Origin of the sequence: Vibrio sp. L3-7, from assembly GCF_963898195.1 — a bacterium.
In the GTDB taxonomy this organism is placed as follows: domain Bacteria; phylum Pseudomonadota; class Gammaproteobacteria; order Enterobacterales; family Vibrionaceae; genus Vibrio; species Vibrio echinoideorum.
The window spans coordinates 197344-212016 of record NZ_CAWQUW010000005.1; the positions used below are offsets into that span (position 1 = coordinate 197344).

Sequence of the window (14673 nt, forward strand, 5' to 3'; positions counted from 1 at the left end):
CGTTCACCAACGACTACGAGTTGGATGACAACAGTCATACAATCACAGTGACGGCGACGGGCACGGACGGTTCGGGCGATAACACGGTTGATACGATCGAGGTGACGCTGAAAGAAACGAACGTGAATGAAGGGCCAACCGCCGTCGATGGTATTATTACAACCAACGAAGACACTTCAATCTTCATCGCTTGGAACTCGTTCGGTGTTAGCGATGTTGATTCACCTGATTCAGCTCTAGGTATTGAGATTACAGATTTACCAGACAATGGTCAGTTCGAGTATTTCGGTGATGACGGTCAGTGGCATGATATTTCGGTTGGTCAAGTTATTGACAAGGGCGAGTTTGATGCAGATAGAGTTCGCTTTACTCCGGATGAAGATGAATCTGGGTACGATAGCCACTCGACTCCAGGCATCGGTGATCAACAACAAGACTACGCACAGATTGGTTTCAAACCAACTGATGGCGTAAACGTAGGCGAAGAGTCGACTGTTGCGATAAATGTTACTCCAATTGCTGACGCGCCTAACTTGTTCACCAGCATCGATGGAATTCAACTTCCGGACCAACAATTCAACGTAAGTATGTGGAATGGTGTCTCTGTTGGTTATCAATATGGTGTTGGTAATGGTGTGGACCCTGATACCTTGATAAATGTCATCGATGGTTTGGATAGCAACAGTAGTTCTCTAAGTAATGTCAATGATGTGCGTGATGCTAGTCAAGGTGCAGGTCAAGCTACACTCATCACTGGCTTAATCTATTTAGAAGCAGGTAAATCTTATGATTTCGTTGGTAATGCGGATGATAGTTTAGCGATAAAAATTGGTGGTGAGCTTACAGATGATGCTCGATGGGGAGACAGTAGTGGGAGTATCCAAGGAATTGCATTTACACCGACTGTGTCAGGTTTCTATCCGATAGAGGTTTACCACCATAACCAGAGTGGTCCTGGTAATTTCGATGTCAACGTTTCTGTTGATGGCGCGAGCCCTGTCAACTTAGACAACACAAATTTTGGCGTAGTCAGTGATGTATCTCAGCTCGATAATATTGATATACGTACATCACAACTAATTAATGAAAATGGCGTTGAGCTCTATCAGGTCTATACAACGAATGAAGGTCCACAAGACACGCGTATTCCACTGACGGAGTTGCAAGCATCTTTAAATGATACTGATGGTTCAGAAAGTTTGGCTGTTAATGTTAGTGGTTTCCCTATTGGTTCTGAGCTAAGTGATGGAGTCAATTCTCACACATTCACTAGTACCAATGAGACATTTGATATCAGTAGTTGGGATATGACAAGTCTAACGATCTTACCGCCTTCGGGAAGTCACGACGATTTTACTATTGATGTCGAAGCGATCGCTAGTGAAAAGGATTCAACAAGTACTGCTACGACTACGACCAGTATTGATGTGGTTGTTCATGAATACAATGCTACAAATACGCTGCCAGATACTCGTACTGTAGATGAAGATACAAGTATCTCTGGTAACGTTTTAACAAACGATACTGATACAGATAACACATTATCACTGCAGTCAATTGAAGTAGGAGGAACTTCCTATAACGTTGGTGACACTATCACGCTAACCGGTGGTGAGTTGACGGTTGAGCAAGATGGTAGTTACTCGTTTGTACCATCTGATCATTGGTCAGGTAACGTTCCGACAGTGACTTACACTACAAACACTGGTGTAAGCGATACTCTCGATATTACGGTCAGTGCGGTTGCTGATGCTCCTCGCGTAACTATTGCGGTCGGGGACCTGCAACAATCACAAGCTGTGCCTGAATTCGGTACTTCACCTAGTGATATTAGAGACCTTGTAAGTAGCGGTGAGACATCTATTGGAGGTATCCACTTTGAGCACGTTGTTCAGTCGTCAGTTTTGAATAATGGCAATCAAGGTGGTGACTTGATGGTAGCGCCTGACAATGAAACCAACCAACTGTTTGTTGGCGATCAGCAAGCTTTAAGTTTGAACCAACAGGGGAGCGACACATTTGTAGGTACTAGTGGAAATGATGCATTTCACGGTGGTAATGGGTCTCAGGATAGCGAAGTAGAAACTGATACTGTTATTTATCAGGGCAAATTGTCTGAATACGAGCTTGATTTTAGAGGCCTAGAACATAGTCAAGTACCTTATTGGTTAGTTAAAGATTCTCTTGAAAGAGACACATCTAGTGACAATTCGCCTTCCACCGAAGATGGTGACCATTTATATGGTATTGAACGTATTATTTTCTCGGATTCGATAATCGAGATTGATAACGAGACTGGAGAATATACGGTTCTTCAAGACAGTGTAATACCACTAGATATTTCAGCGGAACTTGTTGATAACGATGGAAGTGAATCGCTAGGTAATGAATTTACTCTTGAAGGGATTCCTCAAGGCGTTGAGTTGTACGTCGGTGGTCAGCTTATATCTCCAAATATCGACGGGTCGTATTCTATTGTTATACCAGCTTCTGGTGATGTTAATGCAGAGCTTAGAATTCCTTACTCTTATGAAGGCGATTTAGATTTTGAGCTTTCTGTATCTGCCTCATCTTCCGAATTGGTTAATAGTGACGAAGCAATAACTAACACATCGACAGATATAAGCTTCAGAAGCTATAGTTTGGAATCTGGTTCCCACGGTGATGACAATATCAAAGGGACAGAGAACAACGATTTGATTGTTGGTGACGTTCAAGGGATTCAAATTGTTGCCGGTGAAGACTACAACATCGCATTTATTCTCGATACGTCAGGCAGTATGGGAAGAGATGTTGAAACCGCAAAAGATGAACTGTTAGTTGTTTTTGATGCGATTTTAGCTAGTTCACAAGGGCAACATTCTGGTCAGGTTAATATTCTAATCACGGATTTTTCAGATAACTCTAATACGTCAGTATCTGTCGATTTGAGTAGTCAGAACCCAAGAGAGCAATTTATTGCAGCACTCAATGCCATTACTGATGCTGGCGGAGGTGGTACCAATTATGAAGCCGGATTCCAATCTGCAGTTGAATGGTTCGCTGATCAAAACAGTGGGAACAACATTTCATATTTCATTTCTGACGGAGAGCCAACTTCCTTTACTGACAGTCGGTTAATGAAAGATGAGTTCGATGAAATATTGATCGATTATGATTCGAGTACGAACCAAGTTATAACACTGGCCGATTTATTGCCTGCCGGATATACAAGTGGTGTTGTTAATTATCAAGGTAAAGTATTAATCGATGATAAGCACAAGTTATATTCACCATTAACTGGAGAACGAATTGGTGACTTAAGCATTAATGGTAATTCTTACGATTATTACGACAAGGGCGGAGTCAACAAACAAGGGCAACACATGTATCAACTGCTTGCATTGATGTCATCTGTTGACGCTATTGGGCTAGGAAATTCATTAGATGAAGATGTTCTTGAAGATTATGATTCTGATGGTTTAGTGGAAACGTCAATTGATGTTTCCACATTATCAGAGGTTATTCTTGGTAAAGAAGTGAGTTTGTTGCAAGGTGAAGACCAAATTGATGCTTTAGCGGGTGATGACATCATGTTCGGAGATCTAGTGCAATTTGACGGTATTTCAGGGCAGGGCGTTGCAGCGATACAGAAGTATGTCGCTCAAGAAACTGGTGAGCAATTATCTTCTGTGTCAGCGCGAGATATACACGATTATATTTCTGATAACGTACAAGATTTTGACCAATCTAGAGCTAACGATAAGGATGATGTGTTATCGGGCGGCGAAGGCGACGATATTCTCTATGGTCAAGGTGGAGATGATGAGCTAATTGGTGGCTTGGGGGATGATATTTTAGTTGGTGGCGACGGTGATGACTTGTTCCAATGGATTGACCAACCGTTCCAAGATGACGTTGATACAATTACCGACTTTGCTTTGGGTGAAGACCATTTAGATGTCTCTCAGCTATTACCAACCGAAAATACGATGTCAGATTTGCTTGAGCATATCACTATTGAAAAAGTTGATAATGGAGGGGGAGATAAAGACCTCGTTATTACAATTTCAGAAGATGCAAATAATAGTGGTCAGACACAAACGATTGTTCTCGATAACACTGGAAACCAGTTTGACTCTGTGAACGCTCAAGGTGATGGTAGTGTGATAAGCAGTGATTTGAGTAACTTGGTTAATCAACTCTTTGTGAACTTACCCGACCAATAACAAAAAAGGGCCGAAAGGCCCTTTTTTAATGTGTCTGTTTTGTTATGTCAACTAGCTTCTAAAGTACTAGAATTAAAGCACCTTACAAGCAAAACCTTTCAGATAGAAACCTTCTGGGTAAGCTGTATCGATCAAGTGATCGGCAGCTTGCTCGAAGCGTTCAACAAACTTCACTGTTCTGCCCGCATCTAGAGCGGCGTCAGCGATGATTTTTTGGAATAGGTCAGCACCCATCAAGCCTGAGCAAGAGTAGGTGAGCAGGGTTCCACCTGGTTTAAGGATTTGCATCGCGAGCATGTTAACGTCTTTATAGCCGTTAGCACCTGATGTTAGGTTGTTCTTGCTTGAAACAAACTTTGGTGGATCCATGATCACTACGTCGAACTTAGTGCCTTGGTCTCGGTATTCGCGAAGCAGTTTGAATACGTCTGCGTTTAGGAATACAGCACGCTTTTTCGAGATGTCGAACTCATTCAGTTCAGCGTTGAACTTAGCTGTATCAAGAGCTAGTTGAGATACGTCTGCGTTGATCACACGCTTTGCGTTGCCTTTAAGTGCGTAAAGGCCAAAACCACCGGTGTATGAAAAACAGTTAAGGACATCTTTGCCTTTAACGTACTTCATAGATTCTTTGCGGCTATCACGTTGGTCCATGTAGAAGCCAGTTTTATGTCCTTCCATGATGTTCACGCTGATCTTCACGCCGTTTTCTTCAATGACTACTGACTTAGGTGGCTCTTCACCGTGAAGTACACCAACAACCTGTTCTAAGCCCTCTTTTTTACGAACTGCTACGTCAGAGCGTTCGTAAATATTACACTCAGGGAAGCACTCAACTAACGCTTCAACGATAATGCTCTTGTTGAACTCTGCGCCAGCGCTCAGTAGTTGGCAAACTAAGAAGTCTTGGTATTTGTCGATAGTAATACCTGGCAGGCCGTCAGATTCAGCCGCCGTTAATCGGTATCCCGTTAGGCCGTCACGTTCGATGATATCTTCACGTAGTGATTGTGCGTCTTTAAATCTTTTGATGAAAAACGCTTTATTGATTTCTTCCTTTTCAAACGTCCAAACACGAGCGCGAATTTGAGATTCTGGTGAGTAAGCTGCTTTTGCGAGCCATTGACCATTTTGAGTATATACGTCTACAGTTTCACCTGATTGTGGCTCGCCTTCGACTTTATCGATACCGCGTGAAAATACCCAAGGGTGTTTGCGGCGTAGTGATTTGTCACGGCCTTTAGCTAGATGAATTGAAGGAGTCATAATTTACTCTGTTTGTTGAATTTGAAGGAGGGGTATTGTCGGGGAAGTCCAGTTGAAAAGCAAATAGGAAAGGGCTGCAGAAGCAGCCCTAATAACGTTTTTTAATGAATAAGCTGACAGCTATGATTAATACCTCAGCGGTCAGATATCAGTATTAAGCCTTTAAGCCTGTCAGCAATTCTTCCATTGTGTCGCTCTGCTTACGCAGTTGATCAACATTGGAATTGCTCTTGCTGATCATTTCACAGATGTTATCTGATTGATGACGAATCTCTTCAACACTTTGAGCGATGTTATCAGCAACAACACCTTGCTCTTCCGCAGCTGTAGCAATTTGAGTACTACTATCAGAAATGGATTGATTTTTTTCTGCTAAAGATCCGATTTCAACGTTCACTTCCGACATTAATGTTTGGCCTTCATTTGCGTTGTTAACCGTTATTTCCATTAATTTCGTCAGTGACTGACTGTTACGTTGTAATGATTCAATCATGCTTTGGATTTCAACCGTTGCTTGTTGCGTTCGTCCTGCTAGAGCGCGAACTTCGTCTGCAACGACAGCAAATCCACGGCCTTGTTCACCAGCACGAGCAGCTTCGATTGCTGCGTTTAATGCCAGTAAGTTCGTTTGCTGTGAAATACCATTAATTGTGGCGACCACCTCATCGATCTGTGCAGCATTCGCATCGAGTTCTTCTACAGCTTGTGAAGCGGATTGGATCTCTTGAGAGAGGCTAGAGATAGAATCCAAAGTATTAGAAACCTTTAGTTGTCCACTTTGTGCGACACCGCGAGCATCCATCGTTTGAGAGCTAGACTCATGAGCTAGGTTTGCTACCTCGCGAATGGTCGCGGCCATCTGTTCTGTGGCACTTGCTAAGCTATTTAGATGTTCTTGCTGATTACCCGAAATGTTTGAGCTTTGTTGTGTTGATTGATTTAAATCCGAACTGATCTGTTGCATGAGTGCTACAGATTCCTGAATGGAAAGAACCATGTTTTGCTCGCGCTCGGCTACTTTGTCGATGGTAATGGCAATTTCGCTAAACTCATCGCGAACTAAGAAGTAGTTCATACGACAGGTTAAGTCGCCATTAGCAAGCGTGTTCAGAGCTTTGTTTATCGAGAACATCGCGCCACCAATGAAAGTCATGATGTAATAAACACCAAGCGCAATTAGGGTGAGAGTAACTGCGATGATAGAAACTTGAGTCGTAGACAATGCTGACCAAAGGTTTTGGTCATGGCTTGCAACCAAGCTGAATGCACCGTTCATAACTGAGACGGAACCAACACCATAGCCTAAAGAGATGGTTTCAGAATTGCTGACAAGCTGAGCAACCTGATCTTTAGTGAGCTGACCAGCTTCGATAAGCCCTTTCATCAAGAGCATTTCTTCTTGATAAAGGTAGGCAAGTAAAGAGTCTGCGGCGCTATCTAAAACAAGAGTTAATATAACCAAGGCGAGAAGAGGTAATAAGAAGAGTAGATAGAACTTTTCTTGGATTTTTAGGTGAATGAGATATTTGTCAATCCAACGAAATGGGATTTCTTTCATAATCGTTATACTCGAAGTAAGTCCACCAATAAGCGGTGAATGAATAGAGTCGCAACTATATCATTCATACAATTTATGAGGCAACGTTATGGAAAGTTCACAATATATTTTTGTCGTATCAGGCGTAGTTCAGTGTGTTGGTTTTCGCTATCACACCAGTAGGCAGGCACAAACTCTGGGCATTTCAGGCTATGCAAAAAACCTAAATGATGGCCGAGTTGAAGTGCTAGCTGTCGGAAAGGGTAAGGAAATAGAGAAGTTCCACGCTTGGCTCAATATTGGCCCTTCGAGTGCGACAGTAGACTATGTAGTGATGCATCAAGTTAAAGAAAGTGAGCGGCAGGATGTACGTATGGGGGAGTTTAAAATACTGTAGCTAGCGCACTACAGTATTTACCCTTTACCTTGAGAATAAAGCAACTTAAAGCTGTTTAAGCTTTACAAGCATTTTGCTGGTTTAGGTAAACCAGCGAGCTTGGTTGCTTGTTTAGCGGGGCCTTTCTTGAATAATTTGAATAGGTACTTACTGTTACCTTTCTCTGGGCCGTGCGCTTTTTCCATCGCTTTAACGAGCATACGAACAGCTGGAGAGGTTTTGAACTCTTCGTAAAAGCTTCTTACAAAATGTACCACTTCTAAGTGCGCATCGGTCAGTTCAATTGCCTCATCTTGAGCAAGAATCTCAATCATACCTTCTTCCCATTGTGTGTAGTCCAATAGGTAGCCTTGAGCGTCGGTTTCGATTTGCTTGCCGTGATATTCAAACATGTTTAATCCAGAATCAAATTTACTATGAGGATAGGGTACATGACCAAGTTTACCTTGCTCAATAGATATTGTAGTTATCCACGAAATATTATACCTATAGGCACAAAAAAGCCCAAGAGACAGGCTCTTGGGCTACGTTTTCAGTGTTGAATGATTAGTCGTTACTGTTCATGATGCCTAAGATACTTAGTAGGCTGATGAAGATGTTGTAGATAGAAACATACAAGCTAATCGTTGCTGAGATGTAGTTCGTTTCACCACCACGGATAATGCTTTGCGTTGTTAGCAAGATAACACCAGTCGAGAACAGGATGAACATACCGCTCATTGCTAATGATAATAGAGGCATTTGTAGGAAGATGTTTGCAACCATACCTACCAGCAGTACAACGAAACCAGCCATTAGCATACCGTTAAGGAATGAAAGATCACGCTTAGTTGTAAGTGCGTAAGCTGACGCTGCCATGAATGCTAATGCAGTACCACCTAGTGCGGTTAGGATGACATCACCCATACCTGCGCCAACGTACATGTTTAAGATTGGACCGATGGTGTAGCCTAGGAAGCCTGTAAACAGGAACGTGAAGACTAGACCCATGCCGTTGTCACGGTTCTTCTCAGTTAAGAAAAGTAGACCGTAGAAACCAACTAGCATGATAATAAGACCAGGACGAGGAAGGTTCATCGCCATAGATACGCCTGCTACTACAGCAGACCAAAGTAGTGTCATAGACAGTAGTGCGTATGTGTTACGCAACACTTTATTGGTTTGCAGAGCACTTTCTTGAGTTGCTGTGCGTGAAAACATAGGGCTGTTCATAATCTTCCTCGTAAGGTGACTTCAATAGTTATTAGTACATTTATGGGGCTGAAAGTTCGAAAAATCAAGTCTTTCATTCCTTTTGTATACTTAAAATAATAATCAAAATAGTCGTCTAAGTGTTCGTCAAGATGTAACAAATTATTACAAGCGTTTCATCGCTACAACTTAAAGAAGCTTTTAATCACGAAAAGGCGACCGAAGTCGCCTCTGTTTATATCAGTATAGTATCACATTAATGGTGTAATATTTGACTCAAGAAGTTCTGAGTTCGATCTGATTGAGGATTTTCGAAGAAATCAACAGGGTTATTTTCTTCAATAATTTCTCCTGCATCCATAAAGATAACACGGTCAGCGACCTCTTTTGCAAAACCCATCTCGTGCGTTACACACAACATCGTCATGCCTTCTTCTGCAAGTTCAACCATTACATCCAGTACCTCGCGCACCATCTCAGGGTCGAGTGCTGATGTAGGTTCGTCAAACAACATGACTTGAGGGTTCATACATAAAGAACGCGCAATTGCCACACGTTGTTGTTGACCACCAGAGAGCTGCCCCGGGAACTTATCGGCTTGCTCTGGTATTTTTACACGTTCGAGAAATTTCATCGCGATCGCTTCGGCTTCTTCTTTCGGCATCTTCTTCACCCAAATAGGTGCTAGGGTGCAATTTTCCAATACGGTTAGGTGAGGGAACAGGTTGAAGTGCTGGAAACACATGCCCACATCGCGTCGAACCGCTTCAATGTTTTTCAGGTCTTCCGTTAGCTCATTGCCGGACACAAAGATATGGCCTTTTTGGTGCTCTTCTAATCGGTTAATACAACGAATCATCGTTGATTTCCCTGAACCTGAAGGACCACAAATAACGATTTTTTCGCCTTTTTTAACTTCCAAGTTGATGTTTTTAAGAACGTGGAACTCACCGTACCACTTGTTCATGTCTTTTAACTCGATCATAAGACCTTGAGAGTTGTTTTCTGTTTGCTGCGTCATAATACGTCCTTGATCTTGTTAATTATCGTTTGTGACCGGTGTGAAGTTTGTTTTCTAGCCAGATCGAATACCTCGACATGCCAAAACAAAACACCCAGAACACTAACGCGACAAATACATAACTTTCTGTGGAGAAACCAAGCCATTCAGGATCGGTATTCGCGGCTTGGCCTATCCCTAGTACATCAAACATACCGATAATCAAAACAAGACTGGTATCTTTGAACAAGCCAATAAAGGTGTTCACAATTGAAGGAATCGTGATTTTTAGAGCTTGAGGAAGAATGATAAGCCCGGTCTTTTTCCAGTAGCTTAACCCCAATGCATCAGCTGCTTCGTATTGACCCTTTGGTATTGCTTGTAAACCACCACGAATTACTTCTGCCATGTAAGCCGCACTGAACAGCACAACACCGACAAGCGCCCTGATCAGTTTGTCAGTTTCCATCCCTTCAGACAAAAATAAAGGTAGCATTACCGATGCCATGAATAGAACCGTGATAAGCGGAACACCACGCCAGATTTCAATGTAAACGGTACACATACTGCGGATTATCGGCATGTCTGAACGTCGACCTAGCGCTAGCGCTACACCGATTGGTAGAGAAACAACAATACCGACGAGAGCAATGATTAATGTAACCAGTAATCCGCCCCATTTATGTGTATCAACCACTTCCAACCCGAAGATACCGCCGTAAAGAAGACCAGCGATCAAGAAAGGGTAGATGTTTACAAAAAATAACCAGATCCACGTACGTTTAGGTGTTTTTTCGTAAGCTAATATAGCGACAAAAAAGGCTAAAGTTGCGTAAAAAAGGCGAGGTCGCCACAGCTCAGCTTCAGGGTAGAAGCCATACATGAACTGGTCCCAACGAACGCTAATAAAAACCCAACAAGCGCCATCACTTGTACAGGCATCTCGAGTTGTTCCTATCCAATCAGCATTAATGAACGCCCAATCTGCTACTGCCCAAAGTAAAGTGAAAGCAAAGTAACCAAGAATAACGGTTACTACACTGTTTACTGGTCCATTAAATAGATTTTTTCGTAACCAACCGACAGGACCAACGGTATTCGCTGGAGGCGGAAGGTCAGGTTGAAATTGATGTGTACTCATCTTATCTCTCCACCAACGCTACTTTGCGGTTGTATATGTTCATTAGAGCGGACGTTAATAGGCTTAAGGTCAGGTAGACGCCCATTGTCATCGCGATTACTTCGATAGCTTGCCCTGTTTGGTTCAATGTTGTGCCTGCAAATACAGAGACAAGATCGGGATAACCAATTGCCATCGCCAATGATGAGTTTTTGGTCAGGTTCAAATACTGACTGGTTAGTGGTGGGATAATAATTCTTAATGCCTGTGGAATAATCACAAGCTTAAGTGTTCTCGAACGTGGGATACCTAGAGACATCGCAGCCTCTGTTTGTCCATGGTTTACAGCATTTATACCTGAACGAACAATCTCCGCGATGAATGCTGCTGTGTAGATACTTAAAGCAAGCATTAACGCGGCAAGCTCAGGAATGATGCTAATACCGCCTTTGAAGTTAAACCCTTTCAAAACAGGGTATTCAGCCGAGATAGGCATGCCCATAACAAAATAAGTGATTAGTGGTAAGCCAACAATCAATGCTGCTGCGATACGCACCATCGGCGTTTGCTGACCCGTTAATTTCTGCTTATTGTTGGCCCAAATGTTGATGAAAAATGTAGCGACGATTCCGGCAATTAATATCGCGATGACAATGCTGCTGCCTTGCTCCAATACTGGTGCAGGAAAATACAAACCACGAACGTTCAAGAAAATGGCTTCGCCAAGACTCATACTTTGACGAGCTGAAGGCAATGCTTGTAAAACGGCGAAATACCAGAAAAATATTTGTAGAAGAAGAGGGATATTTCGGAATATCTCAATGTAGACAGCTGCAAATCGGCTAACTAACCAATTCGAAGAGAGTCTAGCAATACCCATACTAAAACCCAGTACCGTGGCTAACATGATGCCCAGCACTGAAACCAAAGCGGTATTGAGAAGACCGATAAAGAAAGTACGACCGTATGAGAACGTTTCGTCGTATTCGATGAGGGTTAAGCCGATACCAAAACCAGCTTCTTGGGATAGAAAATCAAAACCAGTGGCGATACCACGGGAGTCTAAGTTAGTGAGTGCGTTATTTACAATCGTGTAAAAGAAAGCGCAGAGAGCTCCGACAGCGAGAATTTGGAAAACGATTGAGCGAAAAGTGGGGTTGTAAAATAGGTTGGCACTTTTGGGCTGTGGCTTTGCCTGAGCTGGAGAAATAGTTTCATTAGGTTTCATACTACTATAACCTCAAATCCATTTAATAAATAGGGCGGAAAACTCCGCCCTAATTGATGCTTGAAAATTTATTAACGGATTGGTGGAGCGTACATAAAGCCGCCCGCATTCCATAATGCATTTACACCACGAGAAATTTGAAGTGGAGAACCTGTACCAACAGTACGTTCAAAACTCTCACCATAGTTACCGACTTGTTTAATTACTTGGTAACCCCAGTCGTCACGAATGCCAAGGCCTTTACCTTTAGGACCGTCTACACCAAGAATACGTTTGATGTTTGGATCTTTTGACTTAAGCATTTCGTCAGCATTTTTAGAAGAGATGCCATATTCTTCAGCGTTAATCATTGCTGAAAGTGTCCATTTAGCTACGTTAAACCATTTGTCATCATCTTGGCGCACTACAGGACCTAGTGGTTCTTTAGAGATGATTTCAGGAAGTACTTGTGCAGACTTTGGATCAGCAAGATTCAGGCGAAGTGCGTACAGACCAGATTGGTCAGTCGTTAGTACGTCACAACGACCAGCGTCGAAACCTTTAGATGTTTGCGCTGCTGTATCAAATACCACTGGCTTGTAAGTCATGCCACTGTTACGGAAGTAATCGGCTAAGTTAAGTTCAGTCGTTGTACCTGATTGAACACATACTGAAGCGCCATCAAGCTCTTGAGCACTTGTAAGGCCTAGTTCTTTTTTAACCATGAAGCCTTGACCATCGTAGTAGTTTACACCTACGAAGTTGAGACCTAGGGCACTGTCACGATGTAATGTCCATGTTGTGTTACGAGATAGTACGTCGATTTCACCAGATTGAAGCGCGGTAAAACGCTCTTTTGCTGTTAGAGGTACATACTTAACTTTAGTTTTGTCACCGAGTACAGCCGCTGCAAGCGCTTGACAATACTCAACATCGATTCCTTCCCATTCACCTTTTGAGTTAGGGTTAGAGAACCCTGGAAGACCGGTACTTACACCACAAGTTAAAAAGCCTTGAGATGTGACTTTGTCCAGAGTGCTTTCTGCCGCTGATGCTGATGTTGCCATCATCGCAGTTGATGCAGCTACTACTGAAGCAAGAAGTGTTAGTTTATTTGTCATTTGTATCCTTCCTTGTTAACCAGGTGACACCTGATACTCGTGCTCATTTGAGTTTTTCTATATGTGTTACGTTTTCTATGACCTTGTTACTCAAATCAAACGGGTTGCATTTTGCAAATGAAACTGTGTGCGATTTAAACAACTATTTATAAGGTTAGGAAAGGATCCGTACTTTCACAAATGTATAATTTAAAAAGAATTTTGAATGAAATCACAAATCCGAACACAATTAGAATGACCAAATGTTAACTTAATGTAAATAGTGCAGCGGCTCACACTGTTGGTGCAACAAGATTTAGATTTTTATATTGATAATTGACTAGGTAAATATTCTGAATCAACATCACAATGCTGAAACATTAAACTTCAGAAAGATTGAAATTTGGTGAATAAATATTTTTATTACACTTGGATAGTTATTAATATGCTCCAAATTTGGTAGCATGGTTGAATAGTTATTGAAGTCGTCTCAAGGAAGAACATGCGTTATTTCCCAATGTTTTTAGATGTAGAGAATAAGCCAGTTCTAGTGGTTGGTGGGGGTGAGGTTGCTTGCCGAAAAGTCGACAGTTTGTTAAGAGCAGGGGCGAATGTAACGGTAGTGTCTCCCAAGGTTGCGCCTTACTTAAAGCAGTTAGTTGACGAGAGTAAACTTCATTGGGTTCAAAACTTTTACTCGGCACAAATTATCTCGGAAAATTATTTGCAGGTATGGGCTACAACAGACAACCCGAACTTGAACCATCAAGTACATAATGATGCGAAAAAACTGGGTATTTTAGTCAATGTAGTGGATGACTTGCCTTACTGTGACTTCATCACTCCATCTATAATAAATCGCGGAAGAATCCAAATTGCGATCTCTAGCGGTGGTGCATCGCCTGTTTTGGTAAGAAATATTAGAGAAAAACTCGAAACTGTGCTTCCGCAAAATATAGGTTTGATTGCAGACTTTGGTGCATCAAAACGCAATTCAATCAAAGAGTCGTTTCCTACTGTCGATGAGCGTCGCAAGTTTTGGGAGCGATTCTTGTCATCAAGCTTTATCGAACAGGTCGTAGATAGAGAGCAATTAGAAGCGTTTTACCAACAAGCGTTGACCGAAGGTGTAGACAATGAAGGTCAGGTAACTTGGATCGAATTTGAGCAAGACGTTGAGTTATTGCCTATGAAGGCCCTACGTTTGATGCAAGAAGCAGAGTTAGTGCTTTCACCGAACGATTGTCCATTTGAATTTGTTGACCTGTGCCGCCGAGACGCAGAAAGAGAAGGCTATGCTGACAGTGGAGAGCTGTCGACTAAGCTTGAGCAAGCGAGGGCCGAGAAATTGCGAGTGTGTGTCTTTATTCCACCAGCGAGTGTTGAGTTCAATTTACTGGCCGGCAAAGACCTTAAACTGTCTGTTGCCAAAGTGCTCAGTTGAGTTGATAGATTTTAGTTGAAGTGAGCGCTTTCTAGTTGTTTGAAATCGGCTAGATACGCTGAATAATACTGAGCTGTGTCTCGTCCTAAAATACGTTGACAGTATTTCTAATAAGTCAACAGCGTCAGCTGTTGGCTTTTTTCATGCACCTCATTTGGAGTTTTCATTCTGAGACTAAGGTGCGGCCTCATGTTGTTATAGGT

11 protein-coding genes are annotated in these 14673 nt (G+C 42.3%); 3 read left to right on the forward strand and 8 right to left on the reverse strand.

Annotated features, from left to right (window positions below; translation table 11 throughout):
* Nucleotides 1-4208, forward strand: a 4208-nt coding sequence (locus tag AACW75_RS06115; RefSeq protein WP_237297680.1) for a VWA domain-containing protein, incomplete at its 5' end; no start/stop codon positions are given.
* A gap of 72 nt (nucleotides 4209-4280) precedes the next feature.
* Here the strand turns inward: AACW75_RS06115 and AACW75_RS06120 are convergent.
* Together AACW75_RS06120 and AACW75_RS06125 are read right to left on the reverse strand one after the other, a co-directional pair.
* The gene (locus AACW75_RS06120) at nucleotides 4281-5474 is read right to left on the reverse strand and encodes a class I SAM-dependent methyltransferase (protein WP_145570302.1); all 1194 of its coding nucleotides are present in this window, start codon (nucleotides 5472-5474) and stop codon (nucleotides 4281-4283) included.
* Between the two features lie 154 nt (nucleotides 5475-5628).
* Nucleotides 5629-7032 (reverse strand): methyl-accepting chemotaxis protein, encoded by a 1404-nt coding sequence (locus AACW75_RS06125; protein ID WP_145570304.1) that lies wholly within the window; start codon nucleotides 7030-7032, stop codon nucleotides 5629-5631.
* Nucleotides 7033-7120: 88 nt separating this feature from the next.
* On the opposite strand from AACW75_RS06125, the gene yccX reads away from it, so the two are divergent.
* Nucleotides 7121-7408: an acylphosphatase gene (yccX, locus tag AACW75_RS06130; RefSeq protein WP_135456326.1), complete on the forward strand. Its 288-nt coding sequence runs from the start codon at nucleotides 7121-7123 to the stop codon at nucleotides 7406-7408.
* Nucleotides 7409-7470: 62 nt separating this feature from the next.
* Here the strand turns inward: yccX and AACW75_RS06135 are convergent, their stop codons facing one another.
* The 6 genes from AACW75_RS06135 to AACW75_RS06160 form a co-directional block, all read right to left on the reverse strand.
* Complete coding sequence (locus AACW75_RS06135; RefSeq protein ID WP_017074246.1) at nucleotides 7471-7800, reverse strand: TusE/DsrC/DsvC family sulfur relay protein; 330 nt, start codon at nucleotides 7798-7800, stop codon at nucleotides 7471-7473.
* Between the two features lie 154 nt (nucleotides 7801-7954).
* Nucleotides 7955-8620 carry a Bax inhibitor-1/YccA family protein gene (locus tag AACW75_RS06140; protein ID WP_017074247.1) on the reverse strand — a complete coding sequence of 222 codons (666 nt, stop codon included), beginning with the start codon at nucleotides 8618-8620 and terminating at the stop codon, nucleotides 7955-7957.
* Between the two features lie 235 nt (nucleotides 8621-8855).
* Complete coding sequence (locus tag AACW75_RS06145; RefSeq protein ID WP_009846639.1) at nucleotides 8856-9620, reverse strand: amino acid ABC transporter ATP-binding protein; 765 nt, start codon at nucleotides 9618-9620, stop codon at nucleotides 8856-8858.
* A 22-nt stretch (nucleotides 9621-9642) separates the two neighbouring features.
* Complete coding sequence (locus AACW75_RS06150) at nucleotides 9643-10740, reverse strand: amino acid ABC transporter permease (RefSeq protein WP_017074248.1); 1098 nt, start codon at nucleotides 10738-10740, stop codon at nucleotides 9643-9645.
* 1 nt (nucleotide 10741) lies between these two features.
* Nucleotides 10742-11947, reverse strand: coding sequence for an amino acid ABC transporter permease (locus AACW75_RS06155; protein ID WP_017074249.1), 1206 nt, complete (start codon nucleotides 11945-11947; stop codon nucleotides 10742-10744).
* 71 nt (nucleotides 11948-12018) lie between these two features.
* Complete coding sequence (locus AACW75_RS06160; RefSeq protein ID WP_017074250.1) at nucleotides 12019-13047, reverse strand: amino acid ABC transporter substrate-binding protein; 1029 nt, start codon at nucleotides 13045-13047, stop codon at nucleotides 12019-12021.
* A 481-nt stretch (nucleotides 13048-13528) separates the two neighbouring features.
* Between AACW75_RS06160 and AACW75_RS06165 the strand changes: the two genes are divergently transcribed.
* Nucleotides 13529-14470 carry a precorrin-2 dehydrogenase/sirohydrochlorin ferrochelatase family protein gene (locus AACW75_RS06165; protein WP_145570306.1) on the forward strand — a complete coding sequence of 314 codons (942 nt, stop codon included), beginning with the start codon at nucleotides 13529-13531 and terminating at the stop codon, nucleotides 14468-14470.
* Nucleotides 14471-14673 lie beyond the last annotated feature (203 nt).

Bases quoted from the DNA above. Each gene is read 5' to 3' on its own strand.
- AACW75_RS06120 (WP_145570302.1), bottom strand. From the start codon at position 5,474: ATGACTCCTTCAATTCATCTAGCTAAAGGCCGTGACAAATCACTACGC.
- AACW75_RS06125 (WP_145570304.1), bottom strand. From the start codon at position 7,032: ATGAAAGAAATCCCATTTCGTTGGATTGACAAATATCTCATTCACCTA.
- yccX (WP_135456326.1), top strand. From the start codon at position 7,121: ATGGAAAGTTCACAATATATTTTTGTCGTATCAGGCGTAGTTCAGTGT.
- AACW75_RS06135 (WP_017074246.1), bottom strand. From the start codon at position 7,800: ATGTTTGAATATCACGGCAAGCAAATCGAAACCGACGCTCAAGGCTAC.
- AACW75_RS06140 (WP_017074247.1), bottom strand. From the start codon at position 8,620: ATGAACAGCCCTATGTTTTCACGCACAGCAACTCAAGAAAGTGCTCTG.
- AACW75_RS06145 (WP_009846639.1), bottom strand. From the start codon at position 9,620: ATGACGCAGCAAACAGAAAACAACTCTCAAGGTCTTATGATCGAGTTA.
- AACW75_RS06150 (WP_017074248.1), bottom strand. From the start codon at position 10,740: ATGAGTACACATCAATTTCAACCTGACCTTCCGCCTCCAGCGAATACC.
- AACW75_RS06155 (WP_017074249.1), bottom strand. From the start codon at position 11,947: ATGAAACCTAATGAAACTATTTCTCCAGCTCAGGCAAAGCCACAGCCC.
- AACW75_RS06160 (WP_017074250.1), bottom strand. From the start codon at position 13,047: ATGACAAATAAACTAACACTTCTTGCTTCAGTAGTAGCTGCATCAACT.
- AACW75_RS06165 (WP_145570306.1), top strand. From the start codon at position 13,529: ATGCGTTATTTCCCAATGTTTTTAGATGTAGAGAATAAGCCAGTTCTA.